The following is a 15,527-nucleotide window of genomic DNA, read 5'->3' on the forward strand; positions in this document are numbered from 1 at the left end:
AAATGAAACGTATCAATTATATCGCACTGGCCTCCCTTATCGCACTGGGGACATCCTGTAAAAAAGATTTTCTGGATCGCACCTCGGGATCGGCGATAACCAAAGAGGTCTTTTTTAATACAACCGAAGATCTGGCAATCTATACAAATGGTCTATACAAGCAAATGCGGGCCCAATATACAGATCTTTATTCGGACAACATTGCCTTGAGCAACAACGACCAAAACGCGGAAGTCAGAACACTATTGGCCGGCACGCTGACACCCTCTACCGTCTCCGGATGGGATAAAGATACCTGGGCTCCTTTACGTGACGTCAATTACATGCTGGACAACGTGGGCAAGGTCACGGGAGACCAAGCTGTTATTAACCATTATATTGGTGTTGCCCGTTTGCTTCGCGCAAACTTCTACTTTAAAATGGTGAAGAAATATGGTGATGTCCCTTGGTACTCCCATGTAATGGGTACATCATCCGAAGATCTTTACAAGGCAAAAGATCCCCGTACTGCAGTTGTCGACTCCCTCATGAAGGATCTTGAATTTGCGGCAGCAAATGTCCGTCCGGGTGGAGATAATAGTTATTTCACCAAATGGAGTGCTTTGACGTTATTGTCACGTGTAGCCCTTCATGAAGGTACCTTCCGTAAATACCACACGGAATTAAATCTACAGAACACGGCAGCAACATTTTTGGAAAGAGCTGCATCGGCCTCGCAGGAAATCATCAATAACGGTGGGTTCTCTATATCAGGTAGCTCTGCTACGGACTATCGTGCACTCTTTTCGAGCAATACACTTGCTGGCAACAAAGAGGTGATTTTCGTACAGAAAAACGGCCGCGATCTAGGGGTTGCCAACAATACACACACGGTATTGGACTGGCAATGGGCATTGAGTGCCGAACTGGCCGATGAATTCCTGATGAAAGACGGAACAACATTTACATCCAAAGCTGATTACAAAAAGAAAGCCTTTGTGGATCTATTCAAAGACCGTGATCCGCGTCTTGCCGAAACAATTATGCCTGCGGGATTCAGCAATAATGCTGCTGGGACGCCGTATATAACACGTCCGGATTTTGGGGGATTGCTTCAGGTCAAATTCTATCCGCGTGACCCCGCTCTACGGGGTGGCTGGGAACTGAATTATACGGATCTTCCTATTATGCGTTACGCAGAAGTCTTACTCATCAATGCCGAGGCAAAGGCGGAACTGGGAAAATTGACGCAAACTGATATTGATGCTACTGTGAACAAGATTCGCGCACGTGTAGGAATGCCTGCATTAAATCTCGCAGCCGCCAACGCAACGCCAGATGCCTATCTTGCAAATCAATACGCTTTAGTAACAGGTGCCAATAAAGGCGTGTTATTAGAAATCCGTCGCGAACGCCGTGTAGAACTCGCCTGTGAAGGATTCCGTTTTGATGATCTTTACCGCTGGAAATCGGGCAACATACTCGCCAAGGCTCCAAGTGGCATGTACATCCCTAAGCTGGGACTTATTGATGTGAGCGGCGATGGTGTTGGGGATATTATCATCCTAAAAAAAGGAGATAACAGTCCGATAGCCGGTATTCCTGAAGACGATCTTAAAAAGATCCCTAAATTCTATGTCAATGATGGCATATTTTATCTGGAAAACGACAATTCAGGAAGAATCATGTTCATCGATGACAAAACAACCCGTCCAAGGAGTTTTAATGAGCAAAGATATTATTACTTTCCTATACCGATTGAGCAAACTGTTCTCAACAATAAGCTGAAACAGCCGAAAGGTTGGGAAGAATTTGACCTGTAAAAAAGCAAGATTCATAACCTCGGTAAATAAGCCTAGGTCATGACTACGCTTAATAAGCAGCGAAACCAGCAAAACGAGCCAGCTCTCCTCAGGGAGCAGCTGGCTCTACTTTATAAAACTATGATGAAATTAACGAAACTAATCACATGCCTCCTACTCCCGATCTCGCCCTTATTGGCACAACAGCGGACGGGACGGGTTTTTGAAGATCAAAATGCGAACAATCAGTTCGAACAGGACGAAAAACAACTTGCCAACATCGTTGTCTCCGATGGTTATGATGTTGTAAAAACGGACAAGACCGGGACATACAGCTTACCGCACAACCCAAACGCCCGCTTTCTGTCAGTTACCATTCCGAGCGGATATAAAGCAACAAAAACGCACTATATCCCACTGCGCGGTGAGGTTAAAAATTTAGATTTCGCCTTAACCAAAGACACGGTACAGCAAAATGATTTTTTACGTTTTATCCAAATTACGGACACCGAAACTCCACTTTATGGCCCATGGATAGATAACGTGCGAAATTATGCCCAAAATCAAAAGGCGAGCCTGATCATGCATACAGGCGATATCTGTTATGAACCGGGTATGCTTTTTCATGCCAAGCAGGTGAACTCCGATCTCATGGGCAGACCCACATATTATACCGTCGGTAACCATGACCTTGTAAAAGGGGAATATGGGGAGCAACTATTTGAAGACCTCTTTGGTCCGACGTATTACTCTTTTGATGCCGGCCCGGCCCATTTTGTCGTAACCCCCATGCCTAATGGAGACTACAAACCTAGTTACACCGCCGATCAGATCATTTCCTGGCTCAAGAAAGACCTTGCTGCGATGGACAGGTCAAAACCTTTGATCTTTATCAATCACGATTTTTTCGCCGGGCCTGACTTTATCCTAAAAGGGGAAAAAGAACAGATCGACCTGACGCGATATAACCTCAAAGCCTGGTTTTATGGGCACTGGCACAACAATTTTGTCTTTAAACAAAAAGGAGTCTATGTTGTCTGTTCAAACGCACCAAATAAAGGGGGGATTGACAATTCGGCTGCACAGTTTGTCGTCGTCGATATCGACAAACAAGGCATCAAAGGTATTCAGCCCATTTATACCAACCGACGCGATCAGGTCCAACTGGTACAGCCAAGCGCTGATCAACAAGTGACAGCAAAAGAAGCCTTGCCTGTCGTAGTCAGTGCTTACGACAGTGAGCGAAAAATACAAAGGGTGACCATGGAAGTCTATGCCCATGAAAATGGCAAACGTCTGAGCAGTGTTCAACTGTCTCCCTCTGGCGATTGGTTGTGGCAAGCAAACATACCATTCGGAAAACAAAAAGGCCAATATGAAGCCCTTATTACCATCCAGTATGAAAATGGTGAACAAGCATTAAAAAAACAGTCTTTTAATTTGGTGGACCGCGCAGAAAGCGACATGAAACTTCAATGGTCTACTGCTATAAAAGGAAATATCTGGAAAACCAGTCCATTAATCGTTGGGGATAAACTTTTTGTTGCTACTATGGACGATGGTATCGGAACCAACCATGCTATTACCGCGCTGGACAAACGCACGGGTAAAATGCTATGGTCAGTGCCCACCGTCAATTCAATCAAACATAAACTGCGCTACAGCGACGGAATATTGCTTGCAACCGATATCGAAACCAATGTATATGCCATCGATGCGAATACTGGCAAAATACGCTGGACTAAAAAAACCTCCAATCCGGGCCTTCCGACATTTGTGTCAGGTCCAGTACTTGAGCAAGGGGTTTATTATGCCGGACTTGGCAAGCGCATGTCGGCGATTGATATCAAAACAGGAAAAGTACTTTGGGAAGGTGTAGATCCCTCGGGCGGCGAAGCAACCCCTGCAGAGCTATCCGTAGTGGATCAAACCTTATTAGCGGGATACAACTGGAATGCCCTCTGTGCGTACGATACCCAGACAGGAAAGCTTCTTTGGAAACGCCAAGAGGATGGTCTCCGTTTTCGAAGCGGGGGTGTCACGGCAAAAGACGGCTACCTCTATACAACAGGCCTCAATGGACTATTTAAGCTAAATTTAAAGACGGGCGAGGTCGCACAAAAGAGCATCAAAACCGATGACTTTAAAGTCATGGCTTTTCCGGGCATTGTCGAGGATCTGTTGGTCATGCCAACATCCACAAATGGCATCAAGGCATACGACCTGCAGACCTTAACGGAAAAATGGCATTTTAACACCGGTGAGGCTCTTGTCTATACCTCCCCTTACAGCAGCCCCGATCAGCATAAACCGGTCGGAACCGTAGAATCCTCTGTAACTGAAGTAAAAGGGAAGCTGTTTTTTGGTGCTTCGGACGGTTACATCTATATGCTTAATAAACAAGGAAAGCTACTTTCCAAATTTAACCTGGGCGCTCCTATTTTTTCGGAAATCACAGCAGATGGCGATTTTATTTACACGGCTGATTTTGCAGGAAATGTGTCCTGCTTTAAACTATAATAGACAATAGCGTCTGCAAGACTCTCGAATCGGGGAAACGCCTAAATTCGGGAGTCTTGTTTATTTGTCAATTAAACGACCTTCCGCAATATCCATGAAAAAATTGATCAAATAATCTGTAATCTATCCTGAAATAAAAAACACTGTTGATTAGTCTATAAAAAATGATTTATGGTTGCCAATATACCTTGCCGCTCTATATGATTAACTATTGTATGAACTAAAGAAATGAGACCTGGATAATTATGAAGTGGTTTATCCCATATCTCAGGATCGGATAATATTCTTGTTGTTAAATTGGGGTACTCCTGGTGTCTTGATATTATTAAAGTAGCGTCATCTTGAAATGAAGGTTCTGTTGTGATTTGATGGCGTATGACAAGTATGTATGCAGCTAGGCCAATAGCAATACCAACCGGTGGTTCAGGTTTTTTGCTATACCATTGTTCAATTAAAGGACACACCCGCATGTTAAGTTTGGCCGTATACTGAAATGCGATGGACTGCCATTTGTGTAATAAAAATGGGTTCTTAAAACGATCAATAACTGCCTCACCAAATGGTTGAATAAGTTCATGACTGATACCCGATTGCTCAACTATTGGACTTATCTCTTTAAAAAGTAAATATTGAATATAACGGTCTAAGATCTCATTATTAAAGAAGCCCTTAACAAATTCTGTATTGGACAAGAGCGCAATACCACAACATAAAATATGCGGAGCATTAAGCAGACGCAGTTTCAATTCTCTATATTGCGCTATGCTGGGAACTATCTTCACGGTACTGTCAACCAATGCAAAACTCAAAATATTCTTAACATCCTGATTATCTGATTCAATAGCCCATAACTTATACGGTTCGGCCATAATTGCAAGTTGATCTCTATAGGAAAGGTCCTCTTCAGAGACCTTACCGGGAACAATACGATCTACCAGTGAATTGCAAAAGTAATTGGCCTTGTCAATCCAATCAATAAAATCCTTGCTTAATTTTTGCTGTTCAGCAATCCAGACGATGTTATGCTTAAGTACCTTCGCATTATCTGAAACTAACTCCGTAGGAATGATGACAAGACCTTTAGCGTTATCGCCATTAAAATGGGAAAATCGATGATATAAATAAGCTGTTACCTTTGCCGCAAAGCTTGTCGGGGGACTGTCATCAATAGTTCCTCCCAATTCCAACAGTCCAGCTTCAGTTGTATTTGAAATCAGAATGCTGATCAAAGGAGAAGTCGCTGTCGTTAGTATTTCCTCCCACGAATCATGGGCAGACAACACCCTGGAGATGGAAGCATTAATACATTTCAGTTCTTTAATCTTTCCTTTCTCCATCCCCCTCGTAATTAAAGTATAGAGCCCATTTTGATTGTCAAATGCACTTGTATTTCCAGTGCGTGTTGATTTGACAACAACTATACGGCCATTAAATATTCCTTTTTGATTGGCCTGATGGATATAATCATCAGGCAGGCCACGTAAGAGTGCTCCTGTTCCAAATTGGATGACCCGTTCCGGCATATTAAATATTGACTCCATGGGAACTTCAATTTCCTGATGGTTAATACCCGCCAAATGTTGTTTATCTAAATTCATCATGCTATTTCTTTAATACCAAAAGCTTTTGTTTTCTTTTTACCTGATACTTGGTCCTCACCGAAATGGTTATTATTCAAATTGTACACGCTATTTTGAATGTCATGTTTGCGTACAGTTATCCCTTTATTTTCATCAAAACTCTTTACTTTGATCGTGCTGATTATCTCTTTGGGCTATTCAATGTTTTCAATAGCATATTAATTTAGATAAAGAGCTTTAATGTATACTATGAGGTATTTTATCGGGCCTAAATTGTGATTGACTTATATCAACGGATGGATATCATCGCTTTTATTACCGATGATGATGGATCAAGCCAACTTTTAAACTCAGTTTTTACTTCATCAAAAAATACCCGGTGTGTAATATAATATTCGGGGTTGATCAATCGCCTTTTCATACAGTTTATTACGTGATCAAAATCTTCGATAGTTGCATTCCGACTGCTCATGAGCGTGCCTTCGCGTTTATGGAATTCCGGATGACTCACAATCAATTCACCTTTTTGTAAGCCAACCAATACATATCTGCCGCCGTGTGCCATGTAATAAAAAGAATTGTTAATCGCTTTTTGATTACCGGTAGCATCTATCACCAGTGTAGGCATATCACCACCTGTAATTTCAGCTAATCTATCGGCTACATTTTCATTGCCTGCATTTATGATGTGTCTTAGATTTAATTTTTCACTACAGAAGTTTAAACGGTTGCTGTTGATGTCCAAGGCAATTACTTGAGCGCCAGCAATTCTGGCGAGTTCTATAATACCAAGTCCTATTGGACCCGCTCCGACCACAAGGACGAACTCACCTGGTTGTATCTGGGCTCTACGCAGGCTATGGGCACCTATAGCCAAAGGTTCTATCAAAGCCAGTTCATCAAAACTCAAGCCACATCCCTTTACCAACAAACGTGCAGGAATCTGTATAAACTCCGCCATGCCTCCATCTGTATGCACTCCGCAGACTTTTATATTTACGCAACAATTAGGCTTTTTACTTAAGCAGGCAATGCAGTTTTCGCAATTGATGTAAGGGATAAATGTCACAGACTCCCCCACTTCAAAGTTTTGATTACCGCCAGTATCGATCAGTTCACCAGAGATCTCGTGCCCCAAAATGCGGGGATAAGTAAAAAAGGGTTGCGTTCCTTCAAATGCGTGTAAATCGGTACCGCAAACCCCGATGCGATGTATTTTTATAATTGCAAAATCAGCCTTAGCTTTTGGCATGGTGCCGTCTTTGTATTCTAGTTTTTGTGGTCCTGTACAGATTAGAGTTTTCATAATTTACCGTCTTATTGACACTTAATCATATACTAAAAGCCAAATGTCCTATTTAAACCTTCCTCGCTAATCAAATTTCCCTGCTATAGATGATGCCAAAAACTTTTAGGTATGTGGGTATGTGTCAAACCAATATTCTATTCAATATGCTCGAGCGAACTCGCGCTTAAAGCAATCCTACTTATTCTCGAAGCTGCTATCCTAAATTTTGCACACACTGCTACTGGAGTAAGATTCGTTTGCCCTTAATATTCAGTTATTCAGAGCAAAAATAATTTTTTGAAATCGATTTCCAATATTTTAATTCATTTTTGAAAAATGTAGGGAATAAGGGCGGAGGAGAGCTTGATCTGGATATGCGGACAAAGTAGCGGAAGAGGACAAAAAAAAGGCAAATCAAGTTTTTACTTGATTTGCCTACCCTGTAGCCCGTAGGGGAATCGAACCCCTCCTGCATTAGTCTATTTATCAGTAATTTACAAACCTATCCTTTTCCAGTTCACCGAATAACTCACTGGTTTGACATTCGTTTTAGCTGCAAGTACTCTTATATTTTAAAGATAAGAGATTGAAGTAATAAATACAAATGAAGATGGACAAAAAGGTCTTCTATAGAATGTCTATATCAATAGTTTCTCCATTTTCCTAGTAACTAGTTTCAAAATGCTAAATTTCATGGATAGTATTCAAGATTCGAAAAAGAAGGAAGTACCGATTGGCAATTCAATATTAGATACTATCAATTTATTCGTTTCTATTTTTTCAATGAAATTTTGATTTATTATATATAGATGATGAATTTGGATGAATAAGTCTTTCGGGAGTTCTAGAATATCCTCCAACGTTATTTTAACAGGCTTCTTTTAGTCAATAGGACACAATTCAGCGTAATTTCCGGTTGCTTCGATAGGCTTGATTAGATCGCCTATTGGAACCAAGTAGGTATAAAAAAGCCCGAAACAAACCGCCTCGTGCTAAAAAGAATTATCAACTCTTGGTATAACTATCCAATATTTCCAGTATATCGGGTATTCTAAATCTACCTTTCATACCTTCGATTGATTCTATTACTTCATCTAAATCAATTCCTATCGCAGATACATATAATGGTTTTGACCTCTCATCACGATATACTTCTTTGACTGTAGTATGATTAGCATGAAATGAATTCTTGGCAACCCCAATTATTGGAATTTGTTGATTAATAATTTCATAGAGTTTTCCTCCTAGGCCATCTCCTTTTTGTGGGCCGGCTTCACAACTTTTTTTTTTCACATCCTGTAACATCTGCTTGTCCAAACTTAAATCAGGAACAAGCTTTTTTAGCTCGGCATTCTCCTCTTCCTGCTGCCATAGTTTGCGCAATTCACACACGAATTCTCTAACCCATTTTATGGAGGCAGAAACGCTGGACATAGCACTGCTGTATCATGGGACAGCGACATTCAGAAATTTCGCCACAAGAAAGGACAGGGATCTATTCGTGAGCATAAAGTGTCTAAGGCGTTCAGGTGGACTTTTAAGAAATCCAATGCTTGCGAAAGCTGTATTGTGCCTCTTTTAAATCTAAATATCCAATTTACTATTTTTGAACTGCAAAATAACCATTAGATAGATGTTACGCTTGAATATACAGATGTCAGGGACATTTCATTGCATCTCCCTGAGGCAAATGGGAAAATAGCATTTATCGGTATTTGCACTCTATTAAAATCGAAATTAAGAACTAAAATTTCTCTGGAACTAGTGATTTTTAGATTTTTAAGTTTGTGGGAAATTGAAACATCCGAAGTATGGGGGACGTCGGGCAGGAAAAACAGAATCACTATGATGTTAGATATAATCAGATCTTAATACCATACAACCGAATCTTTTACCATGTAAAAGGGGCTCTCCAATCTAAGTTCGGCCTCGTTTTCCATCAATGCAAGAATCTGGCACATTGATTTAAATTCAGAAAAAGTGATCAGAGAGTCCTGTACCGGAGTGCGGGACGAAATTGTATCCCAATCGTCTTTGTGATTTAGCGCAATCAGCCTGTAAGATTTTTTCGCTTTAACCATGCGTCTTCACCATAATTATTTTTCTCCAGTCTGATGCCGATCGGGAATGGTTCGGAATATAGGTTTTCATTATTGACAGTTTTAAGTTTCCGTCTTTTTCCAATAAAAATACATTACTTTTTAAATTGAATTTTCCTTTATTATCATAATATCCACCCCGATAGAGGATATCAGTTCACATATTTTTGAAAATAAACCGACCTTTTCTCGTCAGCGAACCATAGAATATAGGCCGCCATTTACCATAACTGTAGGTACCTATATGATAAGGATGATTTTATATACAATTACCTTAAAAAGTTGGAAGTTTATAAAGTCTCTGGACATTTGAAACTAACAAAAAAATAGAGCATAAAAAACAGTGCCAAAAATCCTCAGTAAAACAGGATGAAAAGCATAAAATTGAATCAAAAGCTCTAAAAATGAAAGGTTCCGCAAATTCTGACCCCATGCAGAAGCTATTCTTTTTTTAATATGAAAATATTTCGGGACAATTTACTTTTTCAATCGTCTTGTTTAAAATTAGGAAGAAAGGGATTCTATACTTTCTTTCACTGTCACTATGCGCTATTTTACCGGTGCTTGGCTGCCAGAAGAAATTCTCTTTGGATAATAAGGATAGAAAAGTGGCACAGGAAAATAAAAAGTGTATTTCCCCCCTCTCTATAGAGGGGATGAATGATAAAAAATTGAAAAAAATACATTTTAACAGATTAAAGGGAGATAAACAAAAATTACTTATGTACCTGACCAAAAAGAGAAAGGCCAAGATTTACAAGGGCTTGATTAGCCTATTTTACCTGTCTATATTCATTATTCAGAATGAAGTCTTGGCACTAGAGATTTCTATACCCCATACGGCGAGTCCTACATCGATTATGACTTTAGATCCGTACCTGGGACATGCTTCGGCAAAGATATGTACTGTTGCTTCCTATCATACTCATGCAGCAGGCTTTGAGCCAACATGGAATAAGGACAGTGTCACGAAGGTCGCTAATGCAGTCTTTGACTGGCAGATAAAAAGCTATCAAAAAAATGAGCGTAGTTTGGACCAGGGCTGGGTAAGCGGTGTTTTATACAATGGCTTGTTTGATTGGGCAGAAAGTACAAACAGTAAATTTTATTTTGATTTTCTAAATAAAATCTTGGCCCGCTTTTATTGGCAGGTCGGTAATCGCATGTATCATGCAGATGATTTATGTGTGGCGCAAGTTTATCTCGATATGTATTTGAAGAAGGAAAAAAAAGAAATGATGACCCCAGCCAAGGCTAGGATTGATTGGATCATTGCCAATCCACCTTCCAATAATATCGATATCACGAAAGGGAAAAGTGAACGTTGGTGGTGGTGTGATGCGCTGTATATGGGGCCATCTGTATTTGCTAGGCTTGGGAAAATAACAGGTGAGACTAAGTATCTCACTTTTGCACATCATGAATTCCTTGCCGCTTATCATCATTTGTATGATCGTGATGAACACTTGTTTTTCCGTGATGGTAGATATTTAAGGACGAAAGATGCTGATGGTACTAAAGTGTTTTGGAGCCGCGGAAATGGTTGGGTACTAGCAGGGCTTGTCGAGATGTTGAAGAACCTACCAGAACAGGATAAAAAATATCGTCCATTTTACGAGAAGTTATTTCTAGAAATGAGTGCAAAAATAGCAAGTCTTCAGCATAGAGATGGATATTGGCGGAGTAGCTTATTGAATAAAGATATCTACCCAATGCCCGAAACAAGTGGTACAAGTCTGTTTACTTATGCTTTGATGTATGGTATTAATCAGGGGATATTACCGGCCGATACATATTTACCTGTTGTACAAAGAGGCTGGAAAGCACTTGTCAATGCTGTTGACCCAACAGGCAGAGTTGGCTGGACACAACTTGTTGCTGAGAAGCCAGGAGTAGTTGAGAAGGAATCAACAAGAGGTTATTCTACTGGAGGTTTTTTGATGGTAGCAGCGGAATTGAATAAATATTTAGCCAACACAAATTGATCACTTACTCTCAGATTTTTTAATAAAACAGTGTTAAAATTCGCCGTAAAGTGATGCAGATCTTTTTTTTAGGTAAGTACAGAGAAAAACAAACAAGCAGCTGAAATGGATCAACATTTCACGGTTTGAGAAACATTAATATAAACCATAAATGTAAGTATGTGATTTTTAATTACTTTACAAAATCTGGGCGTTGGTATAACTTCGAGAATAATTTATTGCCGATGAAGTTGACTACGTTGTCATTTATTTTGCTCTTTCAGCAAGATCTAGTGGCAAATAGGCTTGACATAGATCCTGCTGCGATTCCCAAAGGAACAATAAATGAAAAAACAAGCCAGTTTCTCAATAATAGGCAGCAAATAATTCGGGGAAGAGTGCTGGATGGCAAAGGCGATCCTTTATATAGGGTTAGTGTGGGAGTATAAGGGACCAATATTGGAACAAGTACAAACGAAAAAGGAGAGTTTGCGGTAATATTCGTCTGCTACAATTTAATATTAGTAAATCTATTCTTGTAATTATCGATATTCCTTTTATTTACCATTTTCAACCTCCGAGATACCACCAATAAAAAGAAAGGCCACTTTGAGATTGTCCAAAGTGGCCTAATTATCAATAAATTCATATTCGTTCTGTTACAATCGGCAAGGTTCTCTAGTCATCAGCACTTAGAAGTCCGCTTTCCCATTTAACAGCACGGTTGAACTCGTCCAATACATATACCTTGTAACCTTGGCCACCTTCAAATACACGAAGAATAACGTGTCCACGAAATGACTGATATCCCTTCTGGAACCATGGACCATAAGTAACCAAAGTTTCATCATGCATATTGGTTGAAAATAGCAATCTATCTTTTCGCTTCCCCAAATTCCGCAGCCTATAGTAAACCTCTTGTCCGGGCTGGTCTGAACTATAGACTTGTTGAATGGCAATTTTTGGATCCAGCGTCGCTATAAGGTTTGCGTTGTTGGCATCGCGATTTCCATGATGATCCAATACCATCGCATCGACTCGTCCGACAGCTTTGGCAATAGAAGTTTCTACATCAAACCAAGACGGTACTGAGCCGTCGTGCAAACCGGTATTGTCAGCACCAGCATAGTAGTCAAACTTGCCATAACGAAACTTTAAGGCCATACTCAAAGGATTTTCATTATATCCCCCTTTGTAAAAGTCGAGCATATCTTTAGGCGAAAAAAGTTCTGTCCTTTCATTGCTTTGTGGATTCCATACCTGCGCATTATTTTTGATATTCAGAATATGTACCATTGGAAAAGCGTTAGGATCTTTTGTCAATACGATCTGATCTTGACGTCCAACTTGCAAAGATTGAATGGTATACAAACGACTATCAACCAATTGGAGATATTGCTGAAATAACTTATCATCCTTCAATTTAACTCTTAGATCCAAAGGAAAGTCGTAATTTGGATAATTACGGTCAATGATAGTTTTAACATCCAGTCTCGGCAGCAGATCCATTACGGCACCATAATGGTCACTATGGAAATGACTGATAATAGCATAATCCAGCACGAGCGGACCTCGTTGACTCTCAGTGGCCCACCCTATATAATCAATCAGCGCATCCTGAATGGAACGAGTCGATGCGTAACGGGAATCGATGGCTTTCAATGGCGCATTATTTTTCTCAAAACCCTTTTTATCCACTGTTCCAGCATCCAATAAGATACGCGTCCCATCAGGCATCATCATAAAGGTGCAATTTCCCTCTCCTGTATTAATGTGATGTATATCCATGTACCCTTTTTTCCAAAACGGAAATTTCTGTTGCGCTGAAGGTTCATGCTTGACTGGGGATAGCTGTGCCAACAGTAATGGAACTTCTAATGCGAACAATAACACTAACATTCCTAGTCTTCTAATCATCTTCATGGGTTTTGCTCTTTAAATAATTTATCAAAAGCGCTGGACGGTCGGTTTGGATCATGTTTACATGATTCTCCAGAAACCAATCATAAATGGATGGGTCAGCTACAGCTCTTTCGTCATCATGCCCAGCATTCTGCTTGGCCCAGAGTGAATTAACCCAGATATTGATCCCCTGTTGCCGTAATTCTTGAAATCTTTTCAATACGTCCTCCTGGCCCTTGTTGATCGAGAATTCTACCGCGATGGGTTTATAATTTCGAAGATGGTTATCCAATAAAACCATCGCATTGGAACTGTTCATATTAATAATTGGCATGAAACTTACCTCTTCAAAGCCTTCACCCAGTTTTTCTTTGATTTCCTCATACGATTTATTGGCTTTAAGTACGATCTGATCCAGCGTCCCTGTAGATTTAGCTATCGCATAACAGATAGGAAACAGCTCAAAGCCCTTGTCAATATTAACAAGAATGTGCCCTTTGCAGGTTAACAATGCTTCTTCTAAGGTTGGGATACGATGTGAAGTGGCTATACCGAGTCCGTCTTTGAGAAATAGGTTCTTTAGACTATCCAACGTCCAGTCTCCAACCCTTCCCTTTCCGGTAGTTGTACGGTCAATAGTGGAGTCGTGCATTAATACCGCTTTTCCGTCTTTGGTCAGTTGTACATCGATCTCGACCATATCCACCCCCATTGAAATACAGTTTTTGATTGCCTGAACGGAGTTTTCGGGCGCATTGCGCCAATCGCCGCGATGCGCGATGACCCAAACTTTTTCGCGGGGTGAATCCCGCAGTTGCGCTGTTGTCCGCTCGATGTTCGTTGGGCTGGCAGCCCTCTCCTGTGCTGATATCTGCTGTACAAAAAGTAGCAGCAGATAGAAATAACATAGCCTGATAGTTATCTTTATGGATTTAAAAGCCTTAATTTTCTAATTATTTAGTATAACCTGGATTTTGTACGATACGTTGATCAGTCGCGGTCTGGCTTGCAGGAATAGGAAGCAACAACTTATTGTTGTCTGTCAATCCCAAAAGCAGCGCAGCACGTCCCCGACGGATAATATCAAACCAGCGGTGGCCTTCAAAAACGAGTTCTTTGCGACGCTGCATATCAATTTCCTCAAAAATAGCTTGTTTTGTCAAAGCTCCTCCATAAGGGCCTATACCTGCGCGCTTCCGGATTTGATCAAGGTATTTCAAGGCCGATGTGGTACTGCCCAATTCATTTTCAATCTCAGCTAGCATCAGCAATACGTCCGCATAACGCAAGACAACAAAATCACTGCCGGCATCTTCAACGACAGTCACTGGAACTGCGATTTTATTGCTATAGGCCAAACCTGAAGCTAACCTTTTGACATAGCTTCCTTTACGTTTGTCCTGATCTGTAAATAGACCATAGAACTTGCTACTCAGCACACCATGACCTTTGGTGCCAGTCATCTTTCCTTCCACGCGTCCGGTTGGATTAAACATCCGATAAGCGTCTGTCCCTTCGCTGTTGGAATTAACACCTGAAGCGAACTGAACAGCAAAAATAATCTCCTTATTTAATTCATTGGCCACTGGAAAGACCTGTGTGATATCATCAAGCAACCCTTGCCCTGAGGCAGGACTAATCACTTCATCCAAAAAGGTTTTGGCATTTTGGAAATTACCTAAGGTTAGCTCGACTTTCCCCATTAAGGTTTGCGCAGCCGATTTTGTCGCGCGGCCTTTATTGGACTCTGTACGTGTCGGCAGCGAAACAATAGCCTCTTTAAGATCTGTTTTGATCTGGTCGTAAACCTTTGCCTTTTCTGTACGGCCCTGACCAAATAGTTCCTGTGGATCTTTAATCTCATCAACCACAAGTGGCACATCCCCGAAACAGCGTACCAAATTAAAATAAAGCAGGGCGCGGATAAACTTCATTTCACCGATCCTATTTGATTTCAATTCTTCTTTGTTGAACGAAATCTCCTTAATTCTGTTGAGTACAATATTTGCATTCTGGATAGCCATATAGTGATCTCTCCAAACGGCCTCAATGAGGCCGCTTTGTGGTATATTGGTAAAGTTGTCCAACATGCCATACTCGCCATTATCATTGGCAGGAGTTTCATCATAAGCGTCCTCACCGGGGATTTCACCGATGGCGAGCATGCCCAAGTTATAGATTCCTTTAAACTGTAAAGAACCATAGGTCGCATTTATCGCTTCTTCGATTTCTTTTTCATTTCGGTAAAACCGTTGCGCAACCTTCTCTGTTTCAGGATAGATCTTAAGTTCCTTTGTACAGCTCAGCATAGTGGCCGAACCAATCAAAAATATGTAGATTATTTTTTTCATCTCAATAAACTCCGTTCGTATAATTAATTTCTCTATTGACAT

The 15,527-nt window shown here is 40.7% G+C and carries 11 protein-coding genes and 2 pseudogenes; 4 read left to right on the plus strand and 9 right to left on the minus strand.

Going from position 1 to position 15,527, the window contains the following annotated elements:
• Positions 1-2: 2 nt before the first annotated feature.
• Positions 3-1,802 carry a RagB/SusD family nutrient uptake outer membrane protein gene (locus tag BWD42_RS12800; RefSeq protein ID WP_077436767.1) on the plus strand — a complete coding sequence of 600 codons (1,800 nt, stop codon included), beginning with the start codon at positions 3-5 and terminating at the stop codon, positions 1,800-1,802.
• A 120-nt stretch (positions 1,803-1,922) separates the two neighbouring features.
• Positions 1,923-4,301, plus strand: a complete 2,379-nt coding sequence (locus BWD42_RS12805; protein WP_254846230.1) for a PQQ-binding-like beta-propeller repeat protein — start codon at positions 1,923-1,925, stop codon at positions 4,299-4,301.
• A gap of 155 nt (positions 4,302-4,456) precedes the next feature.
• On the opposite strand, the gene BWD42_RS12810 is transcribed toward BWD42_RS12805, so the two are convergent.
• The 4 genes and pseudogenes from BWD42_RS12810 to BWD42_RS25230 all read right to left on the minus strand — a co-directional run.
• Positions 4,457-5,902, minus strand: coding sequence for a tagaturonate reductase (locus BWD42_RS12810; protein ID WP_077436768.1), 1,446 nt, complete (start codon positions 5,900-5,902; stop codon positions 4,457-4,459).
• Positions 5,903-6,170: 268 nt separating this feature from the next.
• Positions 6,171-7,187: a zinc-binding alcohol dehydrogenase family protein gene (locus tag BWD42_RS12815; protein ID WP_077436769.1), complete on the minus strand. Its 1,017-nt coding sequence runs from the start codon at positions 7,185-7,187 to the stop codon at positions 6,171-6,173.
• Between the two features lie 686 nt (positions 7,188-7,873).
• Positions 7,874-8,029, minus strand: a complete 156-nt coding sequence (locus BWD42_RS25225) for a hypothetical protein (RefSeq protein ID WP_410528285.1) — start codon at positions 8,027-8,029, stop codon at positions 7,874-7,876.
• Positions 8,030-8,419: 390 nt separating this feature from the next.
• Positions 8,420-8,561 (minus strand): annotated as a pseudogene (locus tag BWD42_RS25230) (IS3 family transposase); the annotation flags it as partial.
• A gap of 1,429 nt (positions 8,562-9,990) precedes the next feature.
• On the opposite strand from BWD42_RS25230, the gene BWD42_RS12830 reads away from it, so the two are divergent.
• A complete protein-coding gene (locus tag BWD42_RS12830) occupies positions 9,991-11,253 on the plus strand; it encodes a glycoside hydrolase family 105 protein (RefSeq protein WP_217700073.1) in 1,263 nt (420 codons plus the stop codon).
• Between the two features lie 224 nt (positions 11,254-11,477).
• Positions 11,478-11,681, plus strand: coding sequence for a hypothetical protein (locus BWD42_RS12835; protein WP_077436773.1), 204 nt, complete (start codon positions 11,478-11,480; stop codon positions 11,679-11,681).
• A gap of 229 nt (positions 11,682-11,910) precedes the next feature.
• Here BWD42_RS12835 and BWD42_RS12840 read toward each other — a convergent pair whose 3' ends face one another.
• The 5 genes and pseudogenes from BWD42_RS12840 to BWD42_RS12850 form a co-directional block, all read right to left on the minus strand.
• A complete protein-coding gene (locus BWD42_RS12840) occupies positions 11,911-13,149 on the minus strand; it encodes an MBL fold metallo-hydrolase (RefSeq protein ID WP_175992054.1) in 1,239 nt (412 codons plus the stop codon).
• Positions 13,142-13,468 (minus strand): DUF4996 domain-containing protein, encoded by a 327-nt coding sequence (locus tag BWD42_RS25235; protein ID WP_410528289.1) that lies wholly within the window; start codon positions 13,466-13,468, stop codon positions 13,142-13,144. Before BWD42_RS25235 ends, BWD42_RS12840 begins: the two co-directional genes overlap by 8 nt.
• A 5-nt stretch (positions 13,469-13,473) precedes the next feature.
• Positions 13,474-13,518: a KxYKxGKxW signal peptide domain-containing protein gene (locus BWD42_RS25240; RefSeq protein ID WP_217700079.1), complete on the minus strand. Its 45-nt coding sequence runs from the start codon at positions 13,516-13,518 to the stop codon at positions 13,474-13,476.
• 130 nt (positions 13,519-13,648) lie between these two features.
• Positions 13,649-14,080 (minus strand): annotated as a pseudogene (locus BWD42_RS25245) (glycerophosphodiester phosphodiesterase family protein); the annotation flags it as partial.
• 7 nt (positions 14,081-14,087) lie between these two features.
• Entirely contained in the window at positions 14,088-15,485 is a 1,398-nt protein-coding gene (locus BWD42_RS12850) for a RagB/SusD family nutrient uptake outer membrane protein (RefSeq protein ID WP_077436776.1), read from the minus strand.
• Positions 15,486-15,527 lie beyond the last annotated feature (42 nt).

The sequence above is a fragment of the Sphingobacterium sp. CZ-UAM genome, from assembly GCF_002000245.1.
In the GTDB taxonomy this organism is placed as follows: Bacteria; Bacteroidota; Bacteroidia; order Sphingobacteriales; family Sphingobacteriaceae; genus Sphingobacterium.

Bases quoted from the DNA above. Each gene is read 5' to 3' on its own strand.
- BWD42_RS12830 (WP_217700073.1), top strand. From the start codon at position 9,991: ATGTACCTGACCAAAAAGAGAAAGGCCAAGATTTACAAGGGCTTGATT.
- BWD42_RS12805 (WP_254846230.1), top strand. From the start codon at position 1,923: ATGATGAAATTAACGAAACTAATCACATGCCTCCTACTCCCGATCTCG.
- BWD42_RS12810 (WP_077436768.1), bottom strand. From the start codon at position 5,902: ATGATGAATTTAGATAAACAACATTTGGCGGGTATTAACCATCAGGAA.
- BWD42_RS12840 (WP_175992054.1), bottom strand. From the start codon at position 13,149: ATGATTAGAAGACTAGGAATGTTAGTGTTATTGTTCGCATTAGAAGTT.
- BWD42_RS12815 (WP_077436769.1), bottom strand. From the start codon at position 7,187: ATGAAAACTCTAATCTGTACAGGACCACAAAAACTAGAATACAAAGAC.
- BWD42_RS12800 (WP_077436767.1), top strand. From the start codon at position 3: ATGAAACGTATCAATTATATCGCACTGGCCTCCCTTATCGCACTGGGG.
- BWD42_RS12850 (WP_077436776.1), bottom strand. From the start codon at position 15,485: ATGAAAAAAATAATCTACATATTTTTGATTGGTTCGGCCACTATGCTG.
- BWD42_RS25235 (WP_410528289.1), bottom strand. From the start codon at position 13,468: ATGCCAATTATTAATATGAACAGTTCCAATGCGATGGTTTTATTGGAT.
- BWD42_RS12835 (WP_077436773.1), top strand. From the start codon at position 11,478: ATGAAGTTGACTACGTTGTCATTTATTTTGCTCTTTCAGCAAGATCTA.